This is a genomic window from Oceanimonas marisflavi, assembly GCF_003049725.1.
Lineage (GTDB): Bacteria > Pseudomonadota > Gammaproteobacteria > Enterobacterales > Aeromonadaceae > Oceanimonas > Oceanimonas marisflavi.
Genome location: NZ_QAGM01000015.1, coordinates 55,550 through 80,123, shown reverse-complemented (window position 1 = coordinate 80,123; position 24,574 = coordinate 55,550). Strand labels below are relative to the sequence as shown.

At 61.8% G+C, this 24,574-nt stretch carries 22 protein-coding genes; 2 read left to right on the top strand and 20 right to left on the bottom strand.

What is annotated here, in order from left to right:
- Position 1 precedes the first annotated feature (1 nt).
- From DA373_RS10850 to DA373_RS10830, 5 genes are all read right to left on the bottom strand, one after another.
- A complete protein-coding gene (locus DA373_RS10850) occupies positions 2-730 on the bottom strand; it encodes an ABC transporter permease (RefSeq protein ID WP_107852333.1) in 729 nt (242 codons plus the stop codon).
- A complete protein-coding gene (locus tag DA373_RS10845; RefSeq protein WP_107852332.1) occupies positions 727-1,665 on the bottom strand; it encodes an ABC transporter ATP-binding protein in 939 nt (312 codons plus the stop codon). The genes DA373_RS10850 and DA373_RS10845 overlap by 4 nt, the downstream gene beginning before the upstream one ends.
- Positions 1,662-2,798 carry an ABC transporter permease gene (locus DA373_RS10840; RefSeq protein WP_107852331.1) on the bottom strand — a complete coding sequence of 379 codons (1,137 nt, stop codon included), beginning with the start codon at positions 2,796-2,798 and terminating at the stop codon, positions 1,662-1,664. The genes DA373_RS10845 and DA373_RS10840 overlap by 4 nt, the downstream gene beginning before the upstream one ends.
- A 127-nt stretch (positions 2,799-2,925) precedes the next feature.
- A complete protein-coding gene (gene osmF / locus DA373_RS10835) occupies positions 2,926-3,837 on the bottom strand; it encodes a glycine betaine ABC transporter substrate-binding protein OsmF (RefSeq protein WP_107852330.1) in 912 nt (303 codons plus the stop codon).
- An 84-nt stretch (positions 3,838-3,921) separates the two neighbouring features.
- Complete coding sequence (locus tag DA373_RS10830; protein ID WP_107852329.1) at positions 3,922-7,941, bottom strand: hypothetical protein; 4,020 nt, start codon at positions 7,939-7,941, stop codon at positions 3,922-3,924.
- A 214-nt stretch (positions 7,942-8,155) separates the two neighbouring features.
- Here DA373_RS10830 and sstT point away from each other — a divergent pair, with 214 nt between their 5' ends.
- Positions 8,156-9,379, top strand: a complete 1,224-nt coding sequence (sstT, locus tag DA373_RS10825) for a serine/threonine transporter SstT (protein WP_107852328.1) — start codon at positions 8,156-8,158, stop codon at positions 9,377-9,379.
- Positions 9,380-9,447: 68 nt separating this feature from the next.
- Here the strand turns inward: sstT and DA373_RS10820 are convergent, their stop codons facing one another.
- The 3 genes from DA373_RS10820 to DA373_RS10810 form a co-directional block, all read right to left on the bottom strand.
- Complete coding sequence (locus tag DA373_RS10820) at positions 9,448-10,854, bottom strand: YfcC family protein (RefSeq protein ID WP_107852327.1); 1,407 nt, start codon at positions 10,852-10,854, stop codon at positions 9,448-9,450.
- 61 nt (positions 10,855-10,915) lie between these two features.
- Complete coding sequence (locus tag DA373_RS10815; protein ID WP_107852326.1) at positions 10,916-12,025, bottom strand: NAD/NADP-dependent octopine/nopaline dehydrogenase family protein; 1,110 nt, start codon at positions 12,023-12,025, stop codon at positions 10,916-10,918.
- Positions 12,026-12,215: 190 nt separating this feature from the next.
- A complete protein-coding gene (locus DA373_RS10810) occupies positions 12,216-13,145 on the bottom strand; it encodes a LysR family transcriptional regulator (RefSeq protein WP_107852325.1) in 930 nt (309 codons plus the stop codon).
- A 200-nt stretch (positions 13,146-13,345) separates the two neighbouring features.
- Here DA373_RS10810 and DA373_RS10805 point away from each other — a divergent pair, with 200 nt between their 5' ends.
- Positions 13,346-13,951, top strand: coding sequence for a porin family protein (locus tag DA373_RS10805; RefSeq protein ID WP_107852324.1), 606 nt, complete (start codon positions 13,346-13,348; stop codon positions 13,949-13,951).
- 49 nt (positions 13,952-14,000) lie between these two features.
- On the opposite strand, the gene DA373_RS10800 is transcribed toward DA373_RS10805, so the two are convergent.
- The 12 genes from DA373_RS10800 to DA373_RS10745 all read right to left on the bottom strand — a co-directional run bounded on the left by DA373_RS10800 (position 14,001) and on the right by DA373_RS10745 (position 24,524).
- The gene (locus DA373_RS10800; protein ID WP_107852323.1) at positions 14,001-14,444 is read right to left on the bottom strand and encodes a universal stress protein; all 444 of its coding nucleotides are present in this window, start codon (positions 14,442-14,444) and stop codon (positions 14,001-14,003) included.
- An 11-nt stretch (positions 14,445-14,455) separates the two neighbouring features.
- A complete protein-coding gene (locus tag DA373_RS10795; protein ID WP_107852322.1) occupies positions 14,456-15,742 on the bottom strand; it encodes a TRAP transporter large permease in 1,287 nt (428 codons plus the stop codon).
- 12 nt (positions 15,743-15,754) lie between these two features.
- On the bottom strand, positions 15,755-16,351 hold the full coding sequence (locus DA373_RS10790; protein ID WP_107852321.1) for a TRAP transporter small permease: 597 nt from the start codon (positions 16,349-16,351) through the stop codon (positions 15,755-15,757).
- Between the two features lie 64 nt (positions 16,352-16,415).
- Positions 16,416-17,444 (bottom strand): TRAP transporter substrate-binding protein, encoded by a 1,029-nt coding sequence (locus tag DA373_RS10785; protein ID WP_107852320.1) that lies wholly within the window; start codon positions 17,442-17,444, stop codon positions 16,416-16,418.
- Positions 17,445-17,808: 364 nt separating this feature from the next.
- Positions 17,809-18,561, bottom strand: a complete 753-nt coding sequence (locus DA373_RS10780; RefSeq protein ID WP_107852319.1) for a MipA/OmpV family protein — start codon at positions 18,559-18,561, stop codon at positions 17,809-17,811.
- Between the two features lie 225 nt (positions 18,562-18,786).
- Positions 18,787-21,018, bottom strand: a complete 2,232-nt coding sequence (locus tag DA373_RS10775; protein ID WP_107852318.1) for an NADP-dependent isocitrate dehydrogenase — start codon at positions 21,016-21,018, stop codon at positions 18,787-18,789.
- A 233-nt stretch (positions 21,019-21,251) separates the two neighbouring features.
- Positions 21,252-21,458 carry an anti-sigma factor family protein gene (locus DA373_RS10770; RefSeq protein ID WP_107852317.1) on the bottom strand — a complete coding sequence of 69 codons (207 nt, stop codon included), beginning with the start codon at positions 21,456-21,458 and terminating at the stop codon, positions 21,252-21,254.
- Positions 21,452-22,039 (bottom strand): RNA polymerase factor sigma-70, encoded by a 588-nt coding sequence (locus DA373_RS10765; RefSeq protein WP_107852316.1) that lies wholly within the window; start codon positions 22,037-22,039, stop codon positions 21,452-21,454. The genes DA373_RS10770 and DA373_RS10765 overlap by 7 nt, the downstream gene beginning before the upstream one ends.
- A gap of 40 nt (positions 22,040-22,079) precedes the next feature.
- Positions 22,080-22,562: a DoxX family protein gene (locus DA373_RS10760; RefSeq protein WP_107852315.1), complete on the bottom strand. Its 483-nt coding sequence runs from the start codon at positions 22,560-22,562 to the stop codon at positions 22,080-22,082.
- Positions 22,559-23,320, bottom strand: a complete 762-nt coding sequence (locus DA373_RS10755) for an HvfC/BufC N-terminal domain-containing protein (protein WP_107852314.1) — start codon at positions 23,318-23,320, stop codon at positions 22,559-22,561. The genes DA373_RS10760 and DA373_RS10755 overlap by 4 nt, the downstream gene beginning before the upstream one ends.
- A complete protein-coding gene (bufB, locus tag DA373_RS10750) occupies positions 23,313-24,200 on the bottom strand; it encodes an MNIO family bufferin maturase (protein WP_107852313.1) in 888 nt (295 codons plus the stop codon). Before bufB ends, DA373_RS10755 begins: the two co-directional genes overlap by 8 nt.
- 15 nt (positions 24,201-24,215) lie before the next feature.
- On the bottom strand, positions 24,216-24,524 hold the full coding sequence (locus DA373_RS10745) for a BufA1 family periplasmic bufferin-type metallophore (protein ID WP_107852312.1): 309 nt from the start codon (positions 24,522-24,524) through the stop codon (positions 24,216-24,218).
- Positions 24,525-24,574 lie beyond the last annotated feature (50 nt).

Below are 24,574 nucleotides of genomic sequence, written 5' to 3'. Positions count from 1 at the left end.
TTCACCCGCCCGGCGGCGTCAGCCGTTGCTCCAGGCGGCGGAGCAGGGCGTCGAGCACCATGGCCATCAGCGCCACCATAATGCCGCCCTGCAGCACAAAGGCCAGGTTGTCGGTGAGCAGCCCGGCAATGATCACCTCGCCAAAGCCCTTGGCCGCCACCGTGGAGCCAATGGTGGCGGTGCCTATGCTGATGATCAGCGAAATGCGAATGCCCGCCACCATCGTGGGCAGGGCCAGGGGCAGCTCCACCCGCCACAGTTGCTGTAAGGGCGTCATGCCCATGCCCCTGGCGGCCTCGCGCACGCTGGCGGGAATTTGCTGCAACCCGGTCACGGCGTTTTCAAAGATCGGCAGCATGCCGTAGAGCAGCAGGGCCACCAGGGTGGGGGTGAGGCCAAACCCCAGCGCCGGTACCGCCAGCGCCAGCACGGCCACCGGGGGAAAGGTCTGCCCCAGGTTGGCCACGGCCCGGGCCAGCGGGAAAAAGGCACGGCCTGCCGACCGGGTCACGGCAATAGCGGCCCCCAGCGCCAGCAGGGTGGCGGCGGCAATGGCGGCAAACACCGCCAGGGCGTGCCAGCCCAGCAGATGGGCAAAGCTGTCGCGGGCATAAATGGCCGGCGCGGGGGCGTTGACCAAGGGGCGAAACAGCGGGGCCAGCGCCTCCATATTCAGGGTAAGCAGGGCCAGCAACAGCCCGGGGATCAGCCAGCCCAGTGTGCGGCTCATGTTCCGGCTCCCCGTTTCAGCAGCTCGTTCAGGGTCACTTCGCCCACGGGCTGGCCGGCGTCATCCACCACCGTCAGCCGGTCGGCGCCCTGCCAGAGCAGTTCGGCCAGGGCGTCCCGCAGGCTGGTGCCGGCGCTCATGGCAGGATCACAGGGCTGAGTAACCGGGGTCATTATCTTCGCCAGGGTCTGGGTGGCCAGCAGCCGCAGGGATCTGTCCTGGCCACCCACCAGATTTTGCACAAAGCCCGGCCTGGGGTGGCGCAGCAGGGCGTCGGGGGTGTCCATCTGCAGTATTTCGCCCTTGTCCATCACCGCAATCACGTCGGCCATTTTAATGGCTTCTTCCAGATCGTGGGTCACCATGATGATGGTAATGCCCAGCAGCTGCTGAATATGCAGCAGCTCGTTCTGCAGGTGTTCCCGGGTGAGCGGATCCAGGGCGCCAAAGGGTTCGTCCATCAGCAGCAGCTCAGGGTGAGCCGCCAGCGCCCGGGCCACGCCCACCCGCTGCTGCTCGCCGCCGGACAACTGGTGCGGGTATTTGCCGGCAAAGGTGGCGGGATCGAGGTGGAACAGGCTCAGCAGCTCGCTTACCCGGGCGTCGATGTCGGTTTTGCTCCAGCCCAGCAGACGCGGCACGGTGGCAATGTTGCGGGCAATGGTCTGGTGCGGAAACAGTCCCACCCCCTGAATGGCGTAACCAATGCGCCGGCGCAGCTGCTCGGCGGGAAGGGTGGTGACGTTTTGCCCCTGAATAAAAATCTCGCCTTCACTGGGTTCAATCAGCCGGTTGAGCATGCGCAGGGTGGTGGACTTGCCGCAGCCGGAGGTGCCCACCAGGGTGCAGACGTTGCCGCTGTCCACCTTGAACGACAGATCCTTTACCGCAAGTTGCTGTCCGAACCGTTTGCTCAGGTGTTGTACTTCAATCATTCGCGAGTGCCTTGTTGCAGGGCGATCAGGGTATCGATAAGCATGGCGGCCAGAAACGCCAGCAGCAGGGTGGGCAGGGCACCGAGGATCACCAGATCGGTGGCGGTCTGGCCCAGCCCCTGAAAGATGTAGGTGCCGTAGCCGCCGCCGCCCACCAGGGCCGCCACCGCCACCAGACCGATATTGAGGGTCACCACCACCCGCAGGCCGCTCAGGATCACCGGCATGGCCAGGGGAAACTCCACCTGCCACAGCCGCTGGCGGCGGCTCATGCCCATGGCGGTGGCCGCCTCGCGTATGCTGGCATCCACCCGGTCAAAACCCAGTGCCGTGTTGCTGACGATGGGCAGCAGCGAATACAGAAACAGGGCGATCACCGCCGGGGCCGCGCCGATGCCGCGAATGCCCAGCTCACCCAGCCAGGGGTATGCGGTGGCCAGCAGGCTGAGCGGCACCATCAGCAGGCCAAACATGGCGAGGCTTGGCACTGTCTGCAAAATATTGAGCACCGGAAACAGCGCCGCCCGTAGTCCCGGCGAGCGATGGCAGGCTACCCCCAGCGGAATGCCTGCCAGCACCGCCGGCACCATGCTGCCCAGGGCCAGCTGCAGATGGCGCAGGCCCTGCCGCCAGAAGTCGCTGCGGTTGTGAAACTCTCTGAGCAACGACAGATCGTCACAACGGCCTGCGGCCAGCAGCGCCACTACGGCAGCGGTAAGGGCGACCACCAGCGCCAGCCGGGACAATGGCCCGAGCTTCAGCCGCAGGGCGGTGTCGGTGATCAGCAGGCACAGCCAGAACAGGGCCAGCCAGAAACCGGCACCCAGCGAGACCCGGGCCAGGGGGCCGGCATTTTCCAGCAGGGCGGTGGCGGTGTGACCGGCGGTATAAAGCAGCAGCGGCAGAGCGGCGGTGGTGAGCAACAGCCGCAGGGGCAAGGCACGGTTAGTCAGGCACAGGGGCAGCAACAGCAGCGGCCATAAGCCGGTGATACCTGCTGAATTCAGCAGACTCAGGGCCTCGCCGGGCAAAATACGGTTGGGTTGCAGGCCGACAAAGGGCAGCGCCAGCAGGCTGAGCACCAGCGCCGCCGCCAGCAGGCCGCCGACCTTGTCGGGTTTGGGTAAGGTCAAACACACTCCTTAAATGGCTGAAAACATGGAGCGCGGACAGCCTGTCCGCAATTTGCCGCGCAGCGGCAACCTGTTGAGCGCCTGACGGCGCTAATGCGGGCTGGCAGCCCGCGCTCCAGTTATTCCATCAGTCCTGGGTCAGGCCCGCCAGGTAATCGGCGGCCACGGCTTCGGCGCTTTCACCGCCGATGGCGATGCGGCTGTTAAGGGTTTGCAGGGTTTTCACGTCCAGGGACTGAAACACCGGCTCCAGAATGCCGGCGATCTCCGGGTACGCCTTGAGCACGCTTTCCCGCACTATGGGGGCGGGGGCGTAGACCGGCTGCACACCCTTGTCGTCGTCCATCACTACCAGACCCACGGAGGCGATGGCGCCGTCGGTGCCATAGACCATGGCGGCATTGGTATTGTCGGTTTGCAGGGCGGCGGCCTTGATGGTGGCGGCGGTGTTGCCGCCGGAAAGCACCAGCAGCTGGTCGTCGTTCAGCTTAAAGCCGTAGGTCTGCTGAAAGGCGGGCAGCACGGCGGGGCTGGACACAAACTCCGCCGAGGCCGCCAGCTTGATCTCGCCGCCTGCGCTCACATAGCGGCCAAAATCCGACATGGTGGCCAGGTTATTGGGGCCGGCAATTTCCTGGCGCACGGCAATGGCCCAGGTGTTGTTGGCGTTGGCCGGGGTCAGCCACACCAGCTGATGAGCGTCGTAATCCAGCTGCCTGGCCAGGGCATAGCCATCGTCAAAGTGCTTCCAGGCGTCGCTGTCTTCTTTCTGATGAAAAAAGGCGGCGTTGCCGGTGTACTCCGGGTAGATATCGATTTCACCGGCGATAATGGCCTTGCGCACGATGGGCGTACCGCCCAGCTGGCTGCGGTTTTCCACTTCCAGACCGGCGTTGTTCAGGGCCTGATAGATCAGGTTGCCGAGCAGGCCGCCTTCGGTGTCGATTTTGGACGATACCACTATGGGGTCCGCCGCCATGGCCGGCAGGGCAAGGGCGGCAGACAGGGTAAACATGGCCGAAGCCAGCAACTTTTTCATGATGTTGATCCTCGTTCGGCGAAATGGGGGCACCTTTATTGAATACAGGATTAAGGGTACCCCATGGCAGATCTCATCTGAACCCTATTCCGGGGCTTTTGGCGTTTTCCAGGGCGTCTTGTCGCTCCGTTTCAGTAACTGTAGCGGTCGCCACAGTCCATCGCGGGTAAAGCTTAGCCAGCCCCAGCGCAGCCAGCCGAGCAGGGCAAAGGCCAGCCACAGCGCCCACACCAGCATCAGCAGCCGGTAAACCAGCAGCGGCACCGACAGTACCCAGCCGGTGGGCAAGGTGGCTTCGGTGCGATCCTGATACCAGTTCAGCCGGTTCCCCCAGGAGCCGTTGCCGGCTATCTGCATATCGGGCAGACCCAGCAGGCCCTGCTGAATGGCATGGAACAAATAACCCAGCGCCAACAGGGTGAGCAGCACCAGGCCAATTTGCGCGAGATTGAACCAGCCCCCGGCCTGCTGGTGCCGCCAGCGTTCACGCAGCCCCAGAGCCAGCAGCCAGAGCACCACGGTGGCGGCCATCCACAGCGGCACCTGAGTCAGGCCCAGTCCCAGCAGCAGCCAGTGATGAAAGCGCAGCAGGGTCAGTGGCAGCCGCGCCAGTCCCGCCGCCAGCAGCACGGTAATGGCCACCAGGCTCCAGAATAGTACCGCCGGCCCCAGTCTTGGGCCGCCGGCAAACAGCACCCAGCGATCCTGGCCCAGGGTGAGCGCAATGCGATGGTTGACGCTGTCGTTGTTGAGACTGACCCCGGGTGTGGTGAACACAGTGCCAATGCCCGGCGTCTGCCGCCAGTGGATGCGCACGCTTTGGGTGCCGGGCGTCAGCGGCAGGGTCAGTGTCTGCTCGCTCAGGCGCAGGGGCAGGGTGCGGCCGTTGATGGCCACCGACTGCAGCTCGGCGCCCTCGGGCAGTTGCAGGCTGTGTTGGTCGCCCTGGCTGCTGCGCAGGGTCAGTTCCAGGTGAGCATCGGTGGCATGCTTGCCGGGCTGTACTTCAAGGGTGCTGGCATCCAGAGTGAGCGTGCTTCCGGGCACGGCGGCTGGCCGGGCAATGGCAAGGGTGAGCTGCTCGCCGGGCCAGGGCCGCCATTCGGGCAGGGCGCTTCCCTGAGGGTGCACCGGAGCCAGCCCGGTGCTGTTCACATGCCAGATGGGGCTGGCATTCAGCCGCCAGGTTTCGGTCCAGCCTTGAGTTTGCGGTGCCTCAAGGGTGAGTGAGTCAACCCGCGCCAGCGCCGACTGCCAGCTTAGCTGGCGCTGGCCGGCGGCCAGGCTGATCTGTGCCTTGCCGTTTTCCACCCTGATGCCGTCGGTAAGCACCGACTCACCGGGAAGCAGCGGCACTTCAAGGCGCAGAGCCCGTTCGGTGTCGTTCTGGCGCACCAGCTGGTTGTCCACCCGCCAGTCCAGCCCCAGCTGCAGGGTGCGGATCAGTTGCGCAAAGTCCGGCAGCACGCCGGGCTTCAGGCCGGCGTTTTCCGGCTTGCCGTCGGCGGCCAGCCGCGTGAGCTGCAGCCGGCCTTCGGGCACACCGTTTTCGTTTACCCCCTGCAGCCGCCAGCCCTCAAGCCGGGCTTCCACTCGTTTGGGCGGCAGCGGCAGGGGCAGCTGCAGCCGGTCCTGCGCCGGCAACGGGCCGGCGAGCTCTATGTTGTGAATGCCGACCGGCAGGGGCAAATGCAGTATTCCCTGGTCATTGCGCCACAGCCCGTCTGCGGGAGCGCCGTTCAGCCATACCCGCTCTGGCAGCCAGGCATGATGCTGGGCCGGCAGGGGCACGGCCAGGCTGGTGTGAGTATGAATAGTCAGGGTGAGCGTCAGTTGCTCCCTTGTGGCGTCCAGCTGCATGTTGGAAGTAAGCGCACACTCGGGCAGGCACTCGGGCGGTGCGGTCAGCCGGGTTTTAAGCTCATTCAGCAGCTCGGGTGAAGGGAACTCGGCCCGGGCCCCGGGGGTGACGGTGAGCAGTGGCAGCACCAGCAGGGCGGGCAGCCAGCTCCACAGTGTTTGTTGCAAATGCAGCCCCTTGCTCCGGCTGACACTCATGCCGGCCATGCGCAGCACCAGCAGGCACAGCAGCGCCACCCGCAGCAGGTTAAGCAGGGTATTGACCGTGGGCGAGAGCAGCACCAGCCGCAGTGGTTGCGCAGGCGTGACCGGGCCATTCCAGCCGAGCTCCACACTGCGCCACTGCCAGTCCGGCAGACCGGGGCCGGTTTGCACAAGGGCATTCGGATCCAGCCGGGGCAGGGTTCCGGGCTCCCGTGAGGGAGCCCCCGATAATGTCATGACGTCATCCCCCATGGCTTCTGCCTTGGCTTCCAGTTCGGTTCTGGCCTGATGCGGGCTGCTGGCCACGGCGGCGGGGGCCACCGCACCCGGTCGCGCCAGCTGCGGATAGAAGGCGGTGCGGAGCTCGTCCACCATAAAGGGAATGGCAATGAGAGTGAGCACCAACAACGCCAGCAGCCGGTAGCCCGCCACCCAGTGGTGCAGTCTGCCGGCGGGCAGCGCCTTCAGCAGGGCGCAGGCCGCCAGCAGATGCAGCCAGATCCAGCGGGGCGGTCCCACTCCGGAAGGCTGGTGCCAGATAAGTCCCAGAGTGATCAGGGTGAGCAGGCCCCAGTGCCAGCCCCACAGCCGGTATGCCGCCACGGCGGCGATCAGCACCAGAAACAAGTCCAGCAGGGTCCAGCGTTGCAGCCAGGTTTGCGGGGTGTTGTCCATGCCAAAGGCGGCCAGCAGGCTCCAGCCCGGCGGCAGGTGCAGCCGGCTGCTTAACTCCTGTACCGTGAGCGTCCAGCCCACCGCCGGCAGGGTGCCGGTGTTGCCTTCCCACCGGCTGTCGGCCAGCAGATCCAGCGGGCCCGGCCGCAGCTCCACGCCGGGCTGGCCATCGGCGAGTTGCGTGACCAGCCGCGGCTCGCCATTGACCGCCACCCGGCCCAGGGCCAGGGAAGTATTGAGCCGCATGTTGTGCGCAAGGGTGCCGGTAAAGACGTCCTTCAGGGTGTAACCGCCACCGTCAAAGTCCAGCCAAAGCTCCCGGCGCAGGGCCAGCTGACCGGGCTCGGGGGCCGGATTGCCCCGGCGCAGCACCTTGAAGGCCATGGTGCTGCCCGGCGTCATCAGAAAGGCGGGCAGTGACTGCCACCGGGGCGGCAGGCCGCTCTGGCCCGCATCCACCGTCACAGGGCCGGAAATTTCCGTCAGCTGCAGCTGTGGATAGGCCTGCACCGCCCAGACTTCTTGTTCAGGCCAGGGAGCGGGAATGGCGGGCAGGATCAGCTGATTGACCTGACCGGGGTGACGGCTGGCCAGATGCAGCTGCCAGCGGCCCGGACGCGCCTGAATGCGCAGGCGGCCGTCCGGCTCCAGCCGGGCGGGCAGGGGGCTGTTGAGCGCCAGTGGAATATGATCCTGCAGCAGGGCCGGACCCAGCAGCAGCTCTCTGGGCTCGCCGGCCACGTTCAGCTCAATGCGGGTGTTCACCCGCAGCGGTATATCGTCGGCGATATGGCGATACACCTTCATATCCAGAGTGTTGGTCACGGGCGTCTGGGCCTGGCTGCGCCGGCCCGGCCATAACCGGCCCTGTTTATCCAGCTCGGGGCTGGCCACGGCCTGACCATTGAGGCTGAGCGCCAGCAGGCCGGTACCGGTGTCCAGCTGCAGGCTGACCGGCAGCCGGGTCCATTGCCAGCCGCCCTGCACCCGGTATTCACCGGCGGGCAGACTGAGCAGGGGCCGGCCCTTGCGCTCAGCCACCATGGCCGGCTCGCCGTTAACGGTGATTTGCTGAGGCCAGTGCTCCAGGCTGCCGGGCAGGGGAATGTCGGCGGCTTCATACAGCTGCCAGCCCTGCTCAAAACGGCCGCCACTGTCGCTGAGGGCAAGCGTCAGCCGGCCCGGCCAGGCGCAGCGGCGCTCGGTGTCTTGCCGGTACAACAGCGGGCAGCGGATTTGAGTCTCACCGTGCAGCACCCATTCTTCCCAGGGTTGCAGGGCGGCGGGCACTTGCTTTGAAGTCGAAACCTGAGCCGCCGCAGGCAGCACAATAAACAGCATCAGCAGGGAAAGCAGCGAGCGCATAAGAGTCCTTTTATGGCGGCGCGAAAGCGTGTTTATAGCCTAGCAGGCGGTGCTGTAAAGGAGCCAAACGACAATTTTATTGGCGGTTTGTATGACAGAAGCTGTGCTTTGCGTTACAAAAATTCGCCTTTGTGGTTTTTAGCTGGATTTATCTGCTATAAAGTTGCCCTGTCTTTAGCGTATGAGATGGATTTTTCACCATCAAAGGATGACTATGAACCAAACACAACCCCTTATGCTGCGCATGGTCTATGGCGGCAGCCTGGTAACCCGAATTCTGATCGGCATTGTGGCCGGTGCCCTGCTGGCGATGCTGGCCCCTTCTGCCGCCGAGTCGGCCGGCCTGCTTGGCAGCCTGTTTGTGGGCGCGCTCAAGGCCGTCGCCCCGGTGCTGGTGTTTGTGCTGGTGATGTCGTCCATCGCCAATCACAAGAAAGGCGAGCAGACCAGCATCAAGCCCATTCTCTATCTCTATCTGCTGGGCACCTTTGCCGCGGCGCTCACCGCCGTGCTGCTGAGCTTTGCCTTTCCCACCGAGCTGGTGCTGGCCAGCCACGGCGGCGAAGCCTCACCCCCGGAGGGCATTGGCGAGGTGCTGCAGACCCTGGTGTTCAATATTGTCGATAACCCGGTCAACGCCCTGCTGACCGGCAACTTTATCGGTGTGCTGGCCTGGGCCGTGGGCCTGGGGCTGGCGTTCCATCATGCCGGCGACAGCACCAAGACCCTGCTGAACGATCTGTCCATGGGTGTGTCGGCCATTGTGAAGTTTGTGATCCGGCTGGCGCCGCTGGGTATTTTTGGTCTGGTGGCCAACACCATTGCCAGCACCGGCTTTGATGCCCTCTGGGGTTATGCGCAATTGCTGGCGGTATTGCTTGGCGCCATGATGATTATCGCCCTGGTGGTCAACCCTGTGCTGGTGTACCTGAAAATTGGCCGCAACCCCTATCCGCTGGTGCTGCAGTGCCTGCGTGAAAGCGGCGTGACCGCCTTCTTTACCCGCAGCTCCGCCGCCAACATTCCGGTGAACATGGAGCTGTGCAAAAAGCTCAAGCTGCATGAAGACACCTACTCGGTGTCCATTCCCCTGGGGGCCACCATCAACATGGGCGGCGCCGCCATCACCATTACCGTGCTCACTCTGGCTGCGGTGCATACGCTGGGCATTGAGGTGGATCTCATGACCGCCCTGCTGCTGAGCGTGGTGGCGGCGGTATCCGCCTGTGGTGCTTCCGGCGTGGCCGGCGGCTCGCTGCTGCTGATCCCCCTGGCCTGCAGCCTGTTCGGCATTCCCAACGACATCGCCATGCAGGTGGTGGCCGTGGGCTTTATTATCGGTGTGCTGCAGGACTCTGCCGAAACCGGCCTGAACAGCTCCACCGACGTGCTGTTTACCGCCGCGGCCTGCATCGCCGACGAGCAAAAAGCAAAGTAACCAGCCCATGTAAATAAAAAGGCCGGTGAGCAGTGCTCACCGGCCTTTTTTGTTGCCTGATTTCAGCCTCAGGCGATCATCACCCCCAGGCTGAGCAGGGCCATCACCATGGCGCTGAGCATGATCAGCAGTGGGCCGATAAACTTCAGCCAGGCGCCGAAAGAGACCCGGCCAATGGCCAGCGCGCCCATCACGATGCCGGAGGTGGGCATGATCAGGTTGGGCAGACCTGAAGCGGACTGGTAGGCGGTGACCACCAGCTCCCGGCTCACGCCGGAGAAGTCGGCCAGGGGCGCTAGAATGGGCATGGACAACACTGCCAGGCCGGACGACGAGGGCACAATCAGGCTCATAAAGGCTTCTATCCAGTAAATGGCGTTGATAAAGGCCACCTGATGCAGATCCGCCAGCATCCCCTCGGCGTAGTGCAGTATGGTGTGGGTGATATTGCCGTTGTCCATCACCACCACCAGACCCCGGGCAATGGCGATGATCAGCGCCACACCCACCAGATCCCGGGCGCCGTCGATAAAGCTGCCGGTCAGATCGGCTTCCGACAGCCGCCCCACCAGGCCCACCACTATGCTGGCGCCGATAAACAGCGCCGACAGCTCGGCCATCCACCAGCCGCCCGCCGACACGCCCCAGATCATGACGCCGAACGACACCGCAAAAATGGCGAGAATAAGCTTGTGCCTGCCGGTCAGGGCCGGAACCTGCTGATCCTTGCCGCCCAGAAAGTGGCGTTCGTTTTCTTCCTTCTGGTGGGCCACCACGGAGCGGGACGGATCCCGTTTTACCTTTTCCGCATAGCGCATTACGTAGATCACGCAGGCCAGCCAGCCCAGCAGCAAAATGGCCAGGCGCAGGCCAATGCCGTCCATAAAGCTGATTTCGGCGGCGTTGGAAGCGATCACGGTGGCAAAGGGATTGATGGTGGAGCCCAGGCAGCCGATGCCGGCGCCGATCATGATAACGGCCACGCCCACCACGCTGTCGTAGCCGGCGGCGATCATCACCGGGATCAGCAGGGCGTAAAATGGCAGGGTTTCCTCGGCGGCGCCATAGACGGTGCCGCCAAGGGCAAACAGGCCCATCAGCAGGGGGATCATCCATTTTTCCCGGCCCTGGAGCCGGGTCATGCTGGCGTTGATGCCGGCGTCAATGGCGCCGGTGCGGGTCATGACCCCGAGAAAACCGCCGATCACCAGCACAAACAGCGCCACATCCGCAGCCCGGGCCACGTAGCTGGCAGGATCATAAAAGCCCTGCACCGGAGCCATCAACACCTCAAAAATGCCCTGTGGGTTGGCGTCTGTCGCTTCATAGGTGCCCACCTTGGGCACCATGCGGCCCAGCTCTTCGTTCTTGGTCATCTGGTACTGGCCGGCGGGCACCACCCAGGTGAGCACGGCCATGATGATGGTCAGAAAGAACAGTATGGTGCAGGCAGAGGGGAACTTTATTTTGGTCATGGGAATGTCCTTATTGATGGGTGGTGACCGGCGGCGAAAACCGGGTTTTCGCCGCGCAGGATCAGGCCACGATAGCCATGATTTCCTGAACCGATTTACCGGTCAGGCCCATTTTTTCCAGGGTGCGTCCGTTGCTGAAATAGTCGGTATCGTTATAGGCGTTATCGATATGCAGGCAGGACTCCACCAGGGGCGTGCGCACCCCGGCCAGCCGGCCCAGCTCAAAGCAGGGCACCAGCAAAAAGGCAGCGTCTTCGGTGATGTAGCGATCCTGGGAGGATTTGGGTGCGCTGTTGAGCTTGCCGTGGGTTTCCGACGTGCGGTTAAGCTCATACACGCTGCCGGCGTTGAGGCCATAGAGGCTGTTCATGGCCTCCAGCTCGGTTTTCAGCGACAACCCAAGGGCCCGGCCCACCGCCAGCCGCTCTTGCTCCATCACCGCCGCGGCGCGGGCGGTGGCCGGTGAACAGCAGTCCTTGTAGTAGTTGTACTGGCCGTTGAAGTTTTCCAGCAGGCCCATGTTGAGGGTGGTGAGCAGGGGATGACCACCAAAGTTGATGTTTTCCAGACCGGCGGCAATCACGTTGTCGAGGGCGGTGAGCGGCAGCGGCATCAGCGGCTGCAGCTGCTCAATGGCCTGCCGGGTGCGGCTGGCGGGCAGGGCGGCCACCGGCAGCTGCTCCTTCATGCCCAGAATGGCCAGTTGGGCCGGGCCCACGATGCGGGTGGCCCAGGGAATGGAAATGGCGTCCACCAGGGTCACGTCGAGGCTGTCATGGCCCTGCTCCCGGCGCAGGCGATCAAACACCAGCGAGCCGTAGTTGCCCGGCATCAGCATCAGGGTCTGGCCATTTTTCAGGTGCGGCAGCATGGCCCGGAACAGCGGCTCCTGGGCAAAGGACGGCACCGGCAGCACCAGCACATCGGCAAAGGCCACCGTCTCGGCCAGATCCCGGCTCAGGGTGTGAATGGGCTGAACCCCGGCAAATTCCAGCGCCACGCCGTTGAACTCGGCCAGGGCTTCAATGCCGCCGCGTTCGGCGATGTCGGCAAGCGGCTGATCAAAGCCGGGAGCGCCATAGAGGCACACATTCGCGCCCAGCAGGGAAAAATGGTAGGCGGCGGTCAGGCCGGCATTGCCGGAGCCGATAACGGAAACACGCAAGCTCATGGTGGTTACCTCTGTGTATGACGAATGCCGCCAGACTAGAAAAAACCATGAGCGCGGAATAATGCCCGGCCCGTTTCCAAGTATTACAAAAACGCATGGTCGGACCGAAGGAGTGATGTAATTAACTGATGATTAAGTTGTTAATTGAATGATGCGGCGCCGAGGCATGGCATAAAAAGTGAGATCTTTATCACATTTGATCCTGCAGGGATAGCATGGGATCGATACGCAGCTCAATGTTCATCTCGGTGGCGAGGCCGGCAAACGCCTCCACAAAGCGCTCGGCATAACGCTTGGCGGGCCGCAGTGCCGGAAACAGAATGTCGAACTCAAAGGGCAGCGAAAACGCCAGGGGCCGGGTCAGCACGGCTTGCTGCTCGCTGGCAATGCGGGCGGTAAAGGGATCGGTAATGGCCACGCCCAGACCTTCCCGCACCAGCTCGGCCGCCGAGGTGGCCAGGGACACCTCAATATGTTCGGTCAGGTTCAGCTGGTAGCGACGCAGCAGGGCGTCTATCTTGCGCTGGCTGATGTCCTTTTCGTGGCGGATCAGCGGCGATTCGGCGAGATCGGATACATCTATACAGGTTTTTTCCGCCAGGGGGGAAGAGGCGGGTAACAGACAGACCGACTCGCATTTCACCCGGCGGGCATTAACGCCGGCCAGGGGCGCATCAACAAAGGCAAAACCGATATCCAGGGTCTGACTCTGCACCCTGTGCATTACCTCTTCCGAGCGGAAAGTCTTGAGGGACACCTTCATTTGCGGCGCCTGGCGTAAAAACCGCGCCAGGGTGCGGGGCAGAAAAGCACCGGACAGCAGCGGCATGGCGGCCATATTGAGGCGGCCAAAACGATGCTCGCGAATGGATGCGGCGGCCTGATCCAGGCCGGAGAAGGCTTCAAAGGCCCGGGCCACTTCCAGATAAAAGGCCTCGCCGTCGTCGCTGAGCTGCAGGCGGTTGCCCTTACGCACAAACAGCTGAAATCCCAGCCGCTGCTCCAGCGCCGCCAGCAAGCGGCTCACCGCCGGCTGGCTGAGGTTGAGCCGCTCCGCGGCGGCGGTAACGGTCTGGCATTCCACAATGGCCTTGAAGGCATTGAGCTGGGAAAGTTTCATGGGGCAGGCCCTTGCTGCTGAGTATCCGGCTTTCAGTATGGCGCGAAGTTTACCAGAGCCGGAACCACTCCCGAACAAAGTGAGCCTCATCCGGAATTTGTGATTATGCGTTGGAATAAATCAGGGAGTTGGCTATTCTGCTTCGGTGCGCTTTAAGCACGGGTATAAACCACGAAAAATACAAACAAGGACAGTGGCATATGAAAATAAAAGCACTGGTCGCGGCGTCCTGCCTGCTGGCCGCAGGCGTACAGGCCCAGACGTATGGCTATAACCATGGCTCGGGTTCGGCTCCCTTTTCCCAGCCGGCCATGTATTCCCAGCCCGAATTTTATGTAGGGCTGAATTATGCGCAGCTGAGTCTGGATCTGGATAATGATTTTGCGGGTGAATCACCGGACTGGAATACGGTTGGTATTAATCTGGGGGTTCAGCCTTCGCCTTATCTGGCCTTTGAGGGCCGTTATGGCAAGGGGGTGGGTAGTGATGAACTCGATGGTGGTGCTATCGAGAGCGAACTGAAGCATTACTTTGGTGTTTATGCACTGCCGCAGATCCCCATTCAGGACTTTATGTCGGTTTATGGTCTGCTGGGCTGGACCAAGGTGAAAGCCGAAGAAAGAAGGCTCGCACGTCAAGTCAAGATCTCTGATTCCCAAGATGATTTCAGCTACGGTATCGGCGTACGCTTCCGGGATATGCGTAATCCCAACGGTGTGGCTTTCTTTGTGGAATATGCCCAGTTGATTAATCGCAATGATTATGAAGTGAATGGTGTAATGGCCGGCTTTAGCTGGCATTTCTGATAACTGGTTGCCGGCATTGAAAAAGGGGCCTGAAAGGCCCCTTTGTTATTTACACCACCAGCACCGGGCATCTGGCGGCGCTGGTGACCCGGTGGGAGACGCTGCCGAGCAGCATGCCTTCCTTGTCGCTGTGGGTGCCGCGGGTGCCGACTACTATCAGATCCGCTTCCTTTTCTTTGGCGAATTTCACGATCACTTTGGAAGGCCTGCCGCCGCGCACAAAGCCGCGCAGGTGGGTGGCGCCCTTGTTCAGGGCATGGGCCTTGGCAAAGTTGACCACCTCTTTGGCGTAGTCCGACAGCACCTTGTCGGGTATGTCCATCTCCGCCGGCCGGCCAATGGACAGACTGGCCTCAAACAGGCTGTGATGCTTGTACACGCAGATCAGGTAGATTTCTGCCTCGGGCAGCAGCTGCTGCAACTGCACCGCCTTGTCCACTGCCTTCAGAGCCGATTCGGAGCCGTCCACGGCCACCACGATTCGTTTAAACACTCAGCCTCCTGTCAGTCCGCAAAGGCCAGATCCCGGAAATACAGCGCAATGTCGGGAAAGGCGATAATCAGCCCGGCGGCGGCCACCAGCATAAAGATAAAGGGCGGCGTGCCGCGGATCACTTCCATATAGGGCCGTTTGAAAATGGCGATGGCGGTGAAAATGTCACAGCCAAAGGGCGGCGTGGCCGAGCCGATGGCCACCTGCAGGGTGATCAGCACCCCCACCAGTACCGGATCCAGCCCGGTAGACTGAATGGCCGGGGCGAAAATGGGGGTCAGCACCAGGATCACCACAATGGGGTCTACAAACATGCAGGCGATAAAGAAGGCCACGCAAATGGCGATAAGCACGCCCACCGGGCCGGCCTCGTTCACGCCCACCGACTCCAGAATGGTCTGGGGCACCTGGGCGAACGACAATATCCAGGAAAAGCCGTTGCCCACCGCCACCAGAATAAACACCACGGCGGTGATCAGCCCGGTGGACTTGGCGATGCGGTAAATATCCGGCAGCTTCAGCGAGCGAAACACCACAAATTCCAGCAGAAAGGCATAGAGCACACAGACGGCGGCGGCTTCGGTGGGGCTGAATATACCGCCGTAAATACCTCCCACGATAATCACCGGAAAAAACAGCGGCCACAGCGCCTGGCGCACGGCCACGCCGCGTTCGCGCCAGCTGGCCCTGGGCTCGGTGGGCACTTCGTTCTTGTGGGCGTAATACAGGCAGTAGAGGGAGAACATAAACAGGATCAGCAGCCCGGGGCCAATGCCGGCGATAAACAGCTCGGCAATGGAGGTTTCCGAAATCACGCCATAGATGATCATGCCGATGCTCGGCGGGATCAGAAAGGCGATATCGCTGGCATTGATGATCAGCGCTAGGGTGAAGGGGTCGGAATAACCGGCGCGCAGCATTTTGGGCCGCAGCGGCGAGCCCACCGCCACCACCGTGGCCTGGGTGGAGCCGGATACGGCGCCGAACAGGGTACAGGAGGTGGCGGTGCTGATGGCCAGCCCCCCCTTGATGTGGCCGATAAAGGCCATCACCATATTGATCAGCCGGTCGGCGGAATGGCCCCGGGTCATGATGTCGGCGGCCAGAATAAACATGGGCACGGCAATCAGCGAGGCCGGGCGAATGCCGCCCATCATCTGCTGAATAAAGGTGCCCATCTGGCCAAAGCCGTCGAACATCATGAAAAAGCCCACCACGGCGGCGGTGATCAGCGGAATCATCATGGGAAAGCCCAGCAGCAGCAGGCCAATCATGATCGACATTAACAGTGTTGCCATGGAGTCAGCCCTTTACACTTCGGTTTCGGTGTCGTCGTAGCCGTCCACCACTCCGGTGGAGAGGTACACGCCGCGACTGGTGATGTTTTTGACGGCGGTCAGCAAATACTGAACGCCGGTAATGGCAAAGCCCACCGGCACCCACAGATAAATCCACCAGATTTCAAAGCCCAGCGCCGGCAGAATACGGCCCCGGCTGTACAGACTCTCGATATAGCCGTAGGCGTGATAACAGAGAAAAAACATCACTGCCGAGGTAAACAGCGCGATCAGCACCATCAGTACCTTGCGCACCCTGACCGACAGCGAGTCGTATATGGCCGACATGCGAATATGACGGCCGTGACGGGCGGCGTAGCCGAGGCCGGCAAAGGTGATCAAAATAATCAGAATGCGGTTGATTTCGCCGGAGAAAAAAAAGCCTTCGCCAAAGACGAAGCGGGCAATCACGTTGGCGCAGGTGTTGATGGCCATCAGCAACACGCCGGCCGCCAGCATGACCGCCTCAATGCGGGCAATGCCTTCGTCCACCCAGCCCAGTATGCCGGGCAGGCCCGAGCTGTAGCCGGCGGTGTCGTCTTCAACGGGTTCGTTTGTTTTGTTATTCATGCCGTGCTCCCTGGCCGGAATACAGGCCGAAAGGAAAAAGGGGCGTCATGCGCCCCGTTATCGGTTAGTTGGTGACTTTTTCGAGATCTTCTTTAAAGGTGTTGAGCAGCTCCTTGCCGCGATCACCGGTCATTTCAATGAACTTGGCTTCCACCTGGGGCGCGCGTTCGCGGAAGGCGGCGATTTGCTCTTCGTTCAGGCGGGTCACGGTGACCTCATCGCTGTTGCTGGTGATCTTCTCCAGCGAGCGCTCGGCCAGGCCGTCGATATGTTCAAGGATCTCTTCAAAGGCGTAGTCCGAGGCCTTTTGCACCAGCTGTTTGTCTTCGTCCGACAGGCCGTTGTAGAAGTCCTGGTTGGCCATCATGGCGGTGGTAAACCAGCCATGACCGGTAAAGATCAGGTTGGGAGACACTTCATACAGGCCGCCGGACTCGATCCAGAAGATGGGGTTTTCCTGCCCCTGGATCATGTTGGTCTGCAGCGCGCCGTACACCTCACCCCAGGGCAGGGGCGTGGGGGTGGCGCCAAAGGCGGAGTAGGTTTCCGACAGCAGCGGGTTGGTCATTACCCGCACCTTTTTGTTCTTGAGCTGTTCGGGGGTGGTGATGGGCTCGTCCAGGGTCACCACGAACTCCCCTTCCGGGTACATCTGCAGCAGCTCCAGGCCTTTTTCCGCGTAAAGTTTGGGGAACTTCTCGTTAATGGCTTCACTTTCACGGAAGAAGCTCACCACGTCTTCCATGTCGGTGGGCATCAGGTAGGGAATAAAGAAAATCTGTGCTTCCGGGATCAGGGCGCCGGTAAAGCCGGGTGACTGATTCACAAAGTTCAGAATGCCCGTCTGGGTCTGCTCCATAATGTCGTCCGACTCACCCAGCTCACCAAAGCGGTAGATCTGCAGCTGGTGATTCGAGTTTTCCTCGATGTATTCCTTGAACTTGTGGGCGAACACGTCCTGCACGTCGCCTTCGTACTCCTCGTGGGCATAACGCCAGGTATCGGCCTGAGCGGCGCCGCAGGCGAACAGAGCCAGGGCCGACACGCCGGCCAGTTTTTTGAGCTTGAACTTGAATCCCTTTTGCATATCCATTTGGTGCTCCATTTTGGTTTCGTGCTCTAACCTTAATTTCGGTTATAGACTGGCAAAATAAGCTATAAGACGCAAGAAAAGGGGCTCGTATAAATACATTTTGGTGAGATGGCGAGCAAGTCAATTTTGGCTTTGTGCTGTGATTTGTAGGGTTATGTTCAAAGTTTTATGAGAAATTTGCGAATTTTGGAGTGATTTGTGTGATTGAGGAGAGGAGCTTGGTTGTACTCTTATGGATAGTGGTCAAAATATTACAATGATAAATAAACTGACTGCTCAGGCTGAAACGTCAGCGTAGACGACAAAACGCAAAACAGGCAAACCGGGTTGCCTGTTTTTGTTTATAAGCCGCGTTGCATCAGGCTCAGAAATGGTAGCTCAGCACCAGGCCGGCCAGTCTCTGAGTGGCGTCACCGGCCTGCCTGACGATGGGGCTGTCTTCGGCATCGCCGGTGAGTTGAGTGATGCCGGCCACGCCGGTCACCGACCAGCGTGAAGCAAAGCGGTAATTGATGTTGCCGCTCAGGCCCAGACGCCAGTAACCATCGGTGGGTTCATAGCGGCTGAAACCACTGCGGGCGGCATCCCGGGCCGACACCCGGAACAGGCTTTGCGTCCACTCCTTGCTGCTGTAGGTCAGGCTGGGGCCAAAGCCGGCGGACCAGTCGGGAGCAATTTGTCCGCGCCAGCCGGCGCGCAGGGTCAGCTGGTAGCCGTCCACATCACCGGTAAGGGGGGCCTGGGCCTGCAGGCTCAGGTTCCAGGGGCCGGGCCGGTAGCTCAGGCGGAGGCCGCCGGTCAGACCGCCATCCACTTTCTCAAAGCGGTGCAGGTCGCCGTCGTTGTCCCGCCCCGGAATGTAACCGATAAAGGGTGACAGAGTGACATCCTGCTGCTGATACAGGTTCCAGCCCAAACCGTCCCGCCAGTTGAAGTAAAACCGGTCGCCGTATTTGAGGTTGGCGTCCGGCAGCACTCTCGCCTCGTAATCGTCACTGCCCAGATAGTCGGGGGCCTGGGTCACGGAAATACCCAGGCTGCCGCTCAGGGATTGGGCCATGGCCGGAGGGGCCAGCAACGGCAGGGTGGCGAGAGAACACACAATGAATCTGTACATGAAGGCTATGCTCCAAAAATGGGAAAGTTGCTTAACGCCACTCCCTGGCCGTGCAGATTGAGCCATATTGGCGACGGTTCCTTTTGCATCTGAAGCGTATCAGACGGCCTGAGTTTAGCATGGGGGTAAAGGGCGAAATGGCGGTGGACGCCCAGATTGGGCGCGTGAGATAAGCATAAAAAAACCCGGCGGTCGCCGGGTTTTTATGACGGGTTATAAAGGCGCTCAGCCTTTGGCCTGCTCCAGGGTCTGGTTCAGGGTGGTGCTGGGGCGCATCACCTGCTCCAGGGCGGCCGGATCGGCGTGGTAATAGCCCTGAACGCCGGCAGACTTGCCCTGCACTTCGTTCAGCTCGTTCACGATTTTCTCTTCGTTATCGGCCAGGGCCTTGGCCAGCGGCGCGAAGTGGGCGGCCAGTTCGGCGTCTTCGGTCTGGGCGGCCAGTTCCTTGGCCCAGTACATGGCCAGATAGAAGTGGCTGCCCCGGTTGTCCAGCTCACCGGCACGGCGTGAAGGAGACTTGCCGTTGTCCAGCAGCTGCTCGGTGGCCTTGTCCAGGCACTTGGCCAGGATCTTGGCGCGGGCGTTGCCTTCCTTGATGCCCAGCTCTTCCAGCGACACCGCCAGGGCCAGGAATTCACCCAGGGAGTCCCAGCGCAGGTGGTTTTCTTCCATCAGCTGCTGCACGTGCTTGGGCGCGGAGCCGCCGGCACCGGTTTCGTACATGCCGCCGCCGGCCAGCATGGGCACGATGGACAGCATCTTGGCGGAGGTACCCAGTTCCATGATGGGGAACAGATCGGTGAGGTAGTCACGCAGCACGTTGCCGGTCACGGAAATGGTGTCCTTGCCGCGCTTCATGCGCTCCATGGAGAAACGAATGGCCTCGTTGTAGGACATGATGTGAATGGACAGACCGTTCAGATCGTGCTCCTGAAGGTAGTGCTCCACCTTCTTGCGCAGCTCGTTGTCGTGGGCGCGCTCGTCGTCCAGCCAGAATACCGCCGGGGTATCGGAGTTGCGGGCGCGGTTAACGGCCAGCTTGACCCAGTCGCGAATGGCCGCGTCCTTGGTCTGGCAGGCACGCCAGATGTCGCCCTTTTCCACGTCGTGCTGCATCAGCACCTCGCCGGCCTCGTTTACCACCCGCATGGTGCCGTTTTCGGTCAGCTCAAAGGTCTTGTCGTGAGAGCCGTATTCCTCGGCCTTCATCGCCATCAGGCCCACGTTGGACACCGAGCCCATGGTACGCGGATCAAAGGCACCGTTGGTTTTGCAGAAGTTGATCACTTCCTGATAGATACGGGCATAGGTGGACTCGGGCATGACTGCCTTGGTGTCCTTCAGCTTGCCGTCGCGGCCCCACATCTGACCGGAGTTGCGGATCATGGCGGGCATGGAGGCATCCACGATCACGTCGCTCGGTACGTGCAGGTTGGTGATGCCTTTCACGGAGTCCACCATGGCCAGCTCCGGACGGTGCTCATAGCAGTCGTGAATGGCTTCCTCGATTTCTTCCTGAGTGGACTGGGGCAGGCTCTTGATCTTGTCGTACACGCTGCTCATGCCGTTGTTGGGGTTCACACCCAGCTCGTCAAACAGCTTGCCGTACTTGTCGAACACTTCCTTGTAGAACACCTTGACCGCGTGGCCGAACACGATGGGGTGAGACACCTTCATCATGGTGGCCTTGACGTGCAGGGACCACATCACGCCGGCTTCCTTGCACTCCTGCAGGGTCTGCTCAAAAAAGCTTTCCAGGGCTTTGGCGCTCATGAACATGCTGTCGAGCACTTCGCCTTCCTGCAGCGGCAGTTCCTTTTTCAGCTGGGGCTTGCCGTCCTGGCCGATAAATTCGATGCGCACGGTCTGGGCCTTGTCCATGGTGACGGACTGCTCGCTGGAGAAGAAGTCGCCGCCGTTCATGTAGTCGGCGTGAGAGCGTGACGCCTTGCTCCAGGCACCCATGGAGTGGGGATATTTGCGGGCAAAGGCCTTGACTGCGGCGGGAGCACGGCGGTCGGAGTTGCCCTGGCGCAGCACCGGGTTGACGGCGCTGCCCAGCACCTTGGTGTAGGCGTCGCGAATGGCCTTGTCTTCGTCGGTCTTGGGATTTTCCGGAAAATCGGGCACGTCATAACCCTGAGACTGCAGCTCCTTGATGCAGGCACGCAGCTGGGGCACGGAGGCGCTGATGTTGGGCAGCTTGATGATGTTGGCGTGCGGATCCTGGGTCAGCTCACCCAGCTCGGCCAGGCCATCGGCCACACGCTGCTCCTCGGTCAGACGCTCGGGAAAGGCCGCCAGCACGCGGCCGGCCAGGGAGATGTCGCTCAGGGTGACATCAATGCCGGCGGCGTCGGTAAAGGTGCGGATAATGGGCAGCAGAGAGTAGGTGGCCAGTGCGGGGGCTTCGTCGGTGAGGGTATAGACGATGGTCGATTGTTTGGTGGTCATTATTTCCCTATTTCCCAGGTTGATGTTGGGGGAACAGCGGGTGCGCCTGGTACCGAAGGATATTCGGGACTGGCGCTCGACTTGAGCCCGCTGCGCGGAATTTCCGGCGCCCATTGTATGACACTTGGGCGCCGGGACTTAAGTGTTCAAGTTCAAATAAGAAAGAAATAGTCGCCGGAAAAGGCCCCATGGGTGGGGCAAGAAGGGAAAAGTGATAGCGTATTGCCGTTCGGTTATGCGCCGGGCTGTTTCGGATCGTCCGGTTCCTTACGCTCGGTATAGGCACGGCAGAGCCGGCGCAGCACCGGCAGCTGCTGCTGAAAGTTGTGGCAGGCGCCGCACATCAGGGTGTGCACTTTCAGTGACAGTTTTTCGCCCGTGGTCAGGGGCCGCTCCTGACTTTCCGACATCAGTTGTGTGGCCTGGTGACAGTTCAGCATGGGCAGTCTCCTTGTTGTTGCCAGCGGTTTTCCAGGCACTCGCGCAGCCGCAGCCGGGCCCGGTACAGCAGTACGTTGAGATTGCTGACGGTGAGCGTCAGCTCGGCGCAGATCTCCGGGCTTTCCAGCCCCACGAATTCCCGCATCATGAACACTCTGGCCTGGCGGGGCGGCAGACCGTTCAGGCAGGCCTCGAAAATTTCCCAGAAACGCTGGTCTTCCAGGCTGTCGTCGGGGGAGCTCCAGCGTACCGGCCGCTCTTCCTTGTGCCAGCGGCCATTCTGGTTGAACAGGGCGTCTTCAAACTGCTGATCGGCCTCGCTGGTCAGCTCGCTCACCGTGGTCAGGCGCTGGCGCTTGCGGATCTGATCGGCAATCTTGTGCTTGAGAATGGCAAACACCCAGGTCTTGTAGGCGGAATGGCCGTTAAAGGAGTCGGCGTAGCGAAAGGCACCGAGCATGGCCTCCTGCACCGCGTCTTCCGCCAGGTGGGGATCCCGCAGCTGCAGGGTGGCGAATTTCAGCATCTGCAGCCGCAGTTGTTCGTTCAGCTCGGGCGTGAATTCCGAAGGTGCAGCCATGACAGTCCTTGTCTTTTGCGTCTGTGGGGTTGACTGCAAGTTAATCACAACGTTTTCTCGTTAGCCAATGATCCAGTGACACCAGGCCGGGGCCGCGGGCGATCAGCAGCAGCAATACGGTCGCCCAGATGCCGTGCAACGGCCAGGCGCCGGGGTAGACCAGCACTTGAATCACCCCGGTCATGCCCAGCAACGCCAGCGCCGACAGCCGGGTGGCCAGCCCCAGCAACAGCAGCAGCGGAAACACATGCTCGGCGGTGGCCGCCAGCAGGGCGCCCAGCTCGGGGGAGATCAGCGGCAGCCGGTATTCTTCCCGGAACAAAAACACCGCCGACGGGTTCAGGCTGGGCCAGCCCAGGCTGAACTCGCCACTGACGATATCCAGGCTGAAGTTGTCCACCTTGGTCTGGCCCGAGCGCCAGAATACGGCGGCGATGGAAAACCGGCCCAGCAGGGCGATCAGGGAATGGGGCAGCCGGTTGAGTAAGGCCCGCAGCCGGCAGCATTGTTGAGTCAGGGTCATGGTGCCTCTCCTTGCGTCACAAGTCCGGTTATCGCCCGCCATTCCAGCAGACGTTGCAGCACGGTGGCGGGGCTGAAGTCTGCCTGCTGTTGCAGGCTGTGCTCCAGGGCGGCGCCGAGCGACGCGCCGGCCAGCAGGCAGGCCATAAAGGTGGCCTCGGCGGGGGACAGGCGCTGCAGCCTGACCGACAGGCCAGTACGCAGCAGCAGCAGGTTTTCCGGCGTGGCGGTGCGTATGTCTTTCAGCTGGCCTTCGCCATGATGAGCCAGCCACAGTGAGCCTACCGCAAAATTCGAGCGCAGCAGGGCGCAGGCGGGCGTCAGTCGCAGACCCTGGCGGGCCAGCCGTTCAGGGTCGGCCAGCAGTGCCTGCAGCTGGTCAGGCGGCAGTGGATCGGTGTCGGCGGCATGCAGTACCTGCTGCACCAGCAACTCGAGCCGGGCCATGTCGGCCAGACAGGGCAGGCGGTTGGCGGGGGGGAAGCCCTCAATAAAGCCGGGCAGGGTGTCGCCATAGTCGGTCAGCAGCGGTGACACCGGTGGCGACCGTTCGATATACACACCGGCCATGGCGTTGAAGAAGTCTTCCCCCACCAGCTGCCGGCATACCGGAAACCGGGCCGCCAGGGCCTCGGTCAGCGATACCCGCACATTGTTGCGGTACACATTGAAGCGGGCCCGGCGACCGGGGTGGCCCGCAATGGCGGCGGGTACCGGCAGATCCGCGTTGAGCAGGGCAGTAGCAAAGTCATTATGCATGGCGGCGCTCCTTCTGTCCGGCTTCCGCCAACAGCCGGTGTATATGGCCGGTTTCCGCCAGCAGCTCGTTCAGGGCGGGCACATTATTGTCCCGCTCCAGCAGGGTGGGCAGGGGGCCGGTGCGCTCCAGCAGCCATTGATACAGTGCCCATACCGGCTCGGCCACCGGGCTGCCGTGATGGTCGATTAACAGGGGCGCACCGCTGTCGTCCTGCTGTTCATCAAAGCCCGCCAGATGCACCTCACCTACCCGATCCAGGGGCAGGGTGGCAATGTAACTTTGAGCGTCCAGCCGGTGGTTGACCGCCGATACATAAACGTTGTTTACATCCAGCAACAGGCCGCAGCCGCTGCGGCGCACGGCCTCATAAATAAAGTCGGCCTCGTCCAGAGAGGACTCGGCAAAGCGCACATAGGTGGCGGGGTTTTCCAGCAAAATGGGGCGACCCAGCACCTGCTGCACCCGGTCGATATGATCGCACAGCCGCTGCAGGCTGGCGGGAGTATAGGGCAGAGGCAGCAGGTCATTGAGAAAGCGCCCGCCGTGGCCGGCCCAGGCCAGGTGCTCCGACACCGCCTCGGGCTGGTAGCGCTGCACCAGTCGGGCCAGCCGGGCCAGGTGCTCTTCGTTGAGGGGATCCATGCCCCCCAGCGACAGGCCCACGCCGTGCACCGACAGGGCGTAATGCTCTCGAAGTCGGCTCAGGTAGTAATGGCGGGGGCCACCATCCACCATAAAGTTTTCCGCGTGAATCTCCACAAAGCCCAGGGCCGGGCGTGTGGCGAGAATGTCTTCGGCGTGCTGCAGCTTGAGCCCCAGCCCGGCCGAGGCCGGCAGGCAGGAGGCACCGGTGCCGGCACGATAAGAGTGATGGTCCATGGTGCCTCCTCAGGCTCAGGCGCTGACTTCTTCAAAGGCGTCGAGCTGACCCTTGCCGGTGGGCGAGGTGGGTGAATCGGTTTCCAGACAGGTGCCGGCGGGAACCAGTTTCCAGGCGTTGCCCTGATAATCGGTTTTTGAGGTACCGGCGCAGGTGGTGCCGGGGCCGGCGGCGCAGTCATTTTTACCGGCCAGGGCCACGCCGTAGCATTTTTCCATGTCGTCCTTGGCGCCGGCATGGCTGTCGGCCAGGGCCGGGCCGGAAGCGGCCAGGGCGGTACCCAGGGCAAAGGCGAGGGCGGTGGCAGTGTTGGCTTTGTTCATGGTGGGTATCCTTTTGTTCAGTCCGTCGATTTAAGGAAAGCACGGCAGTG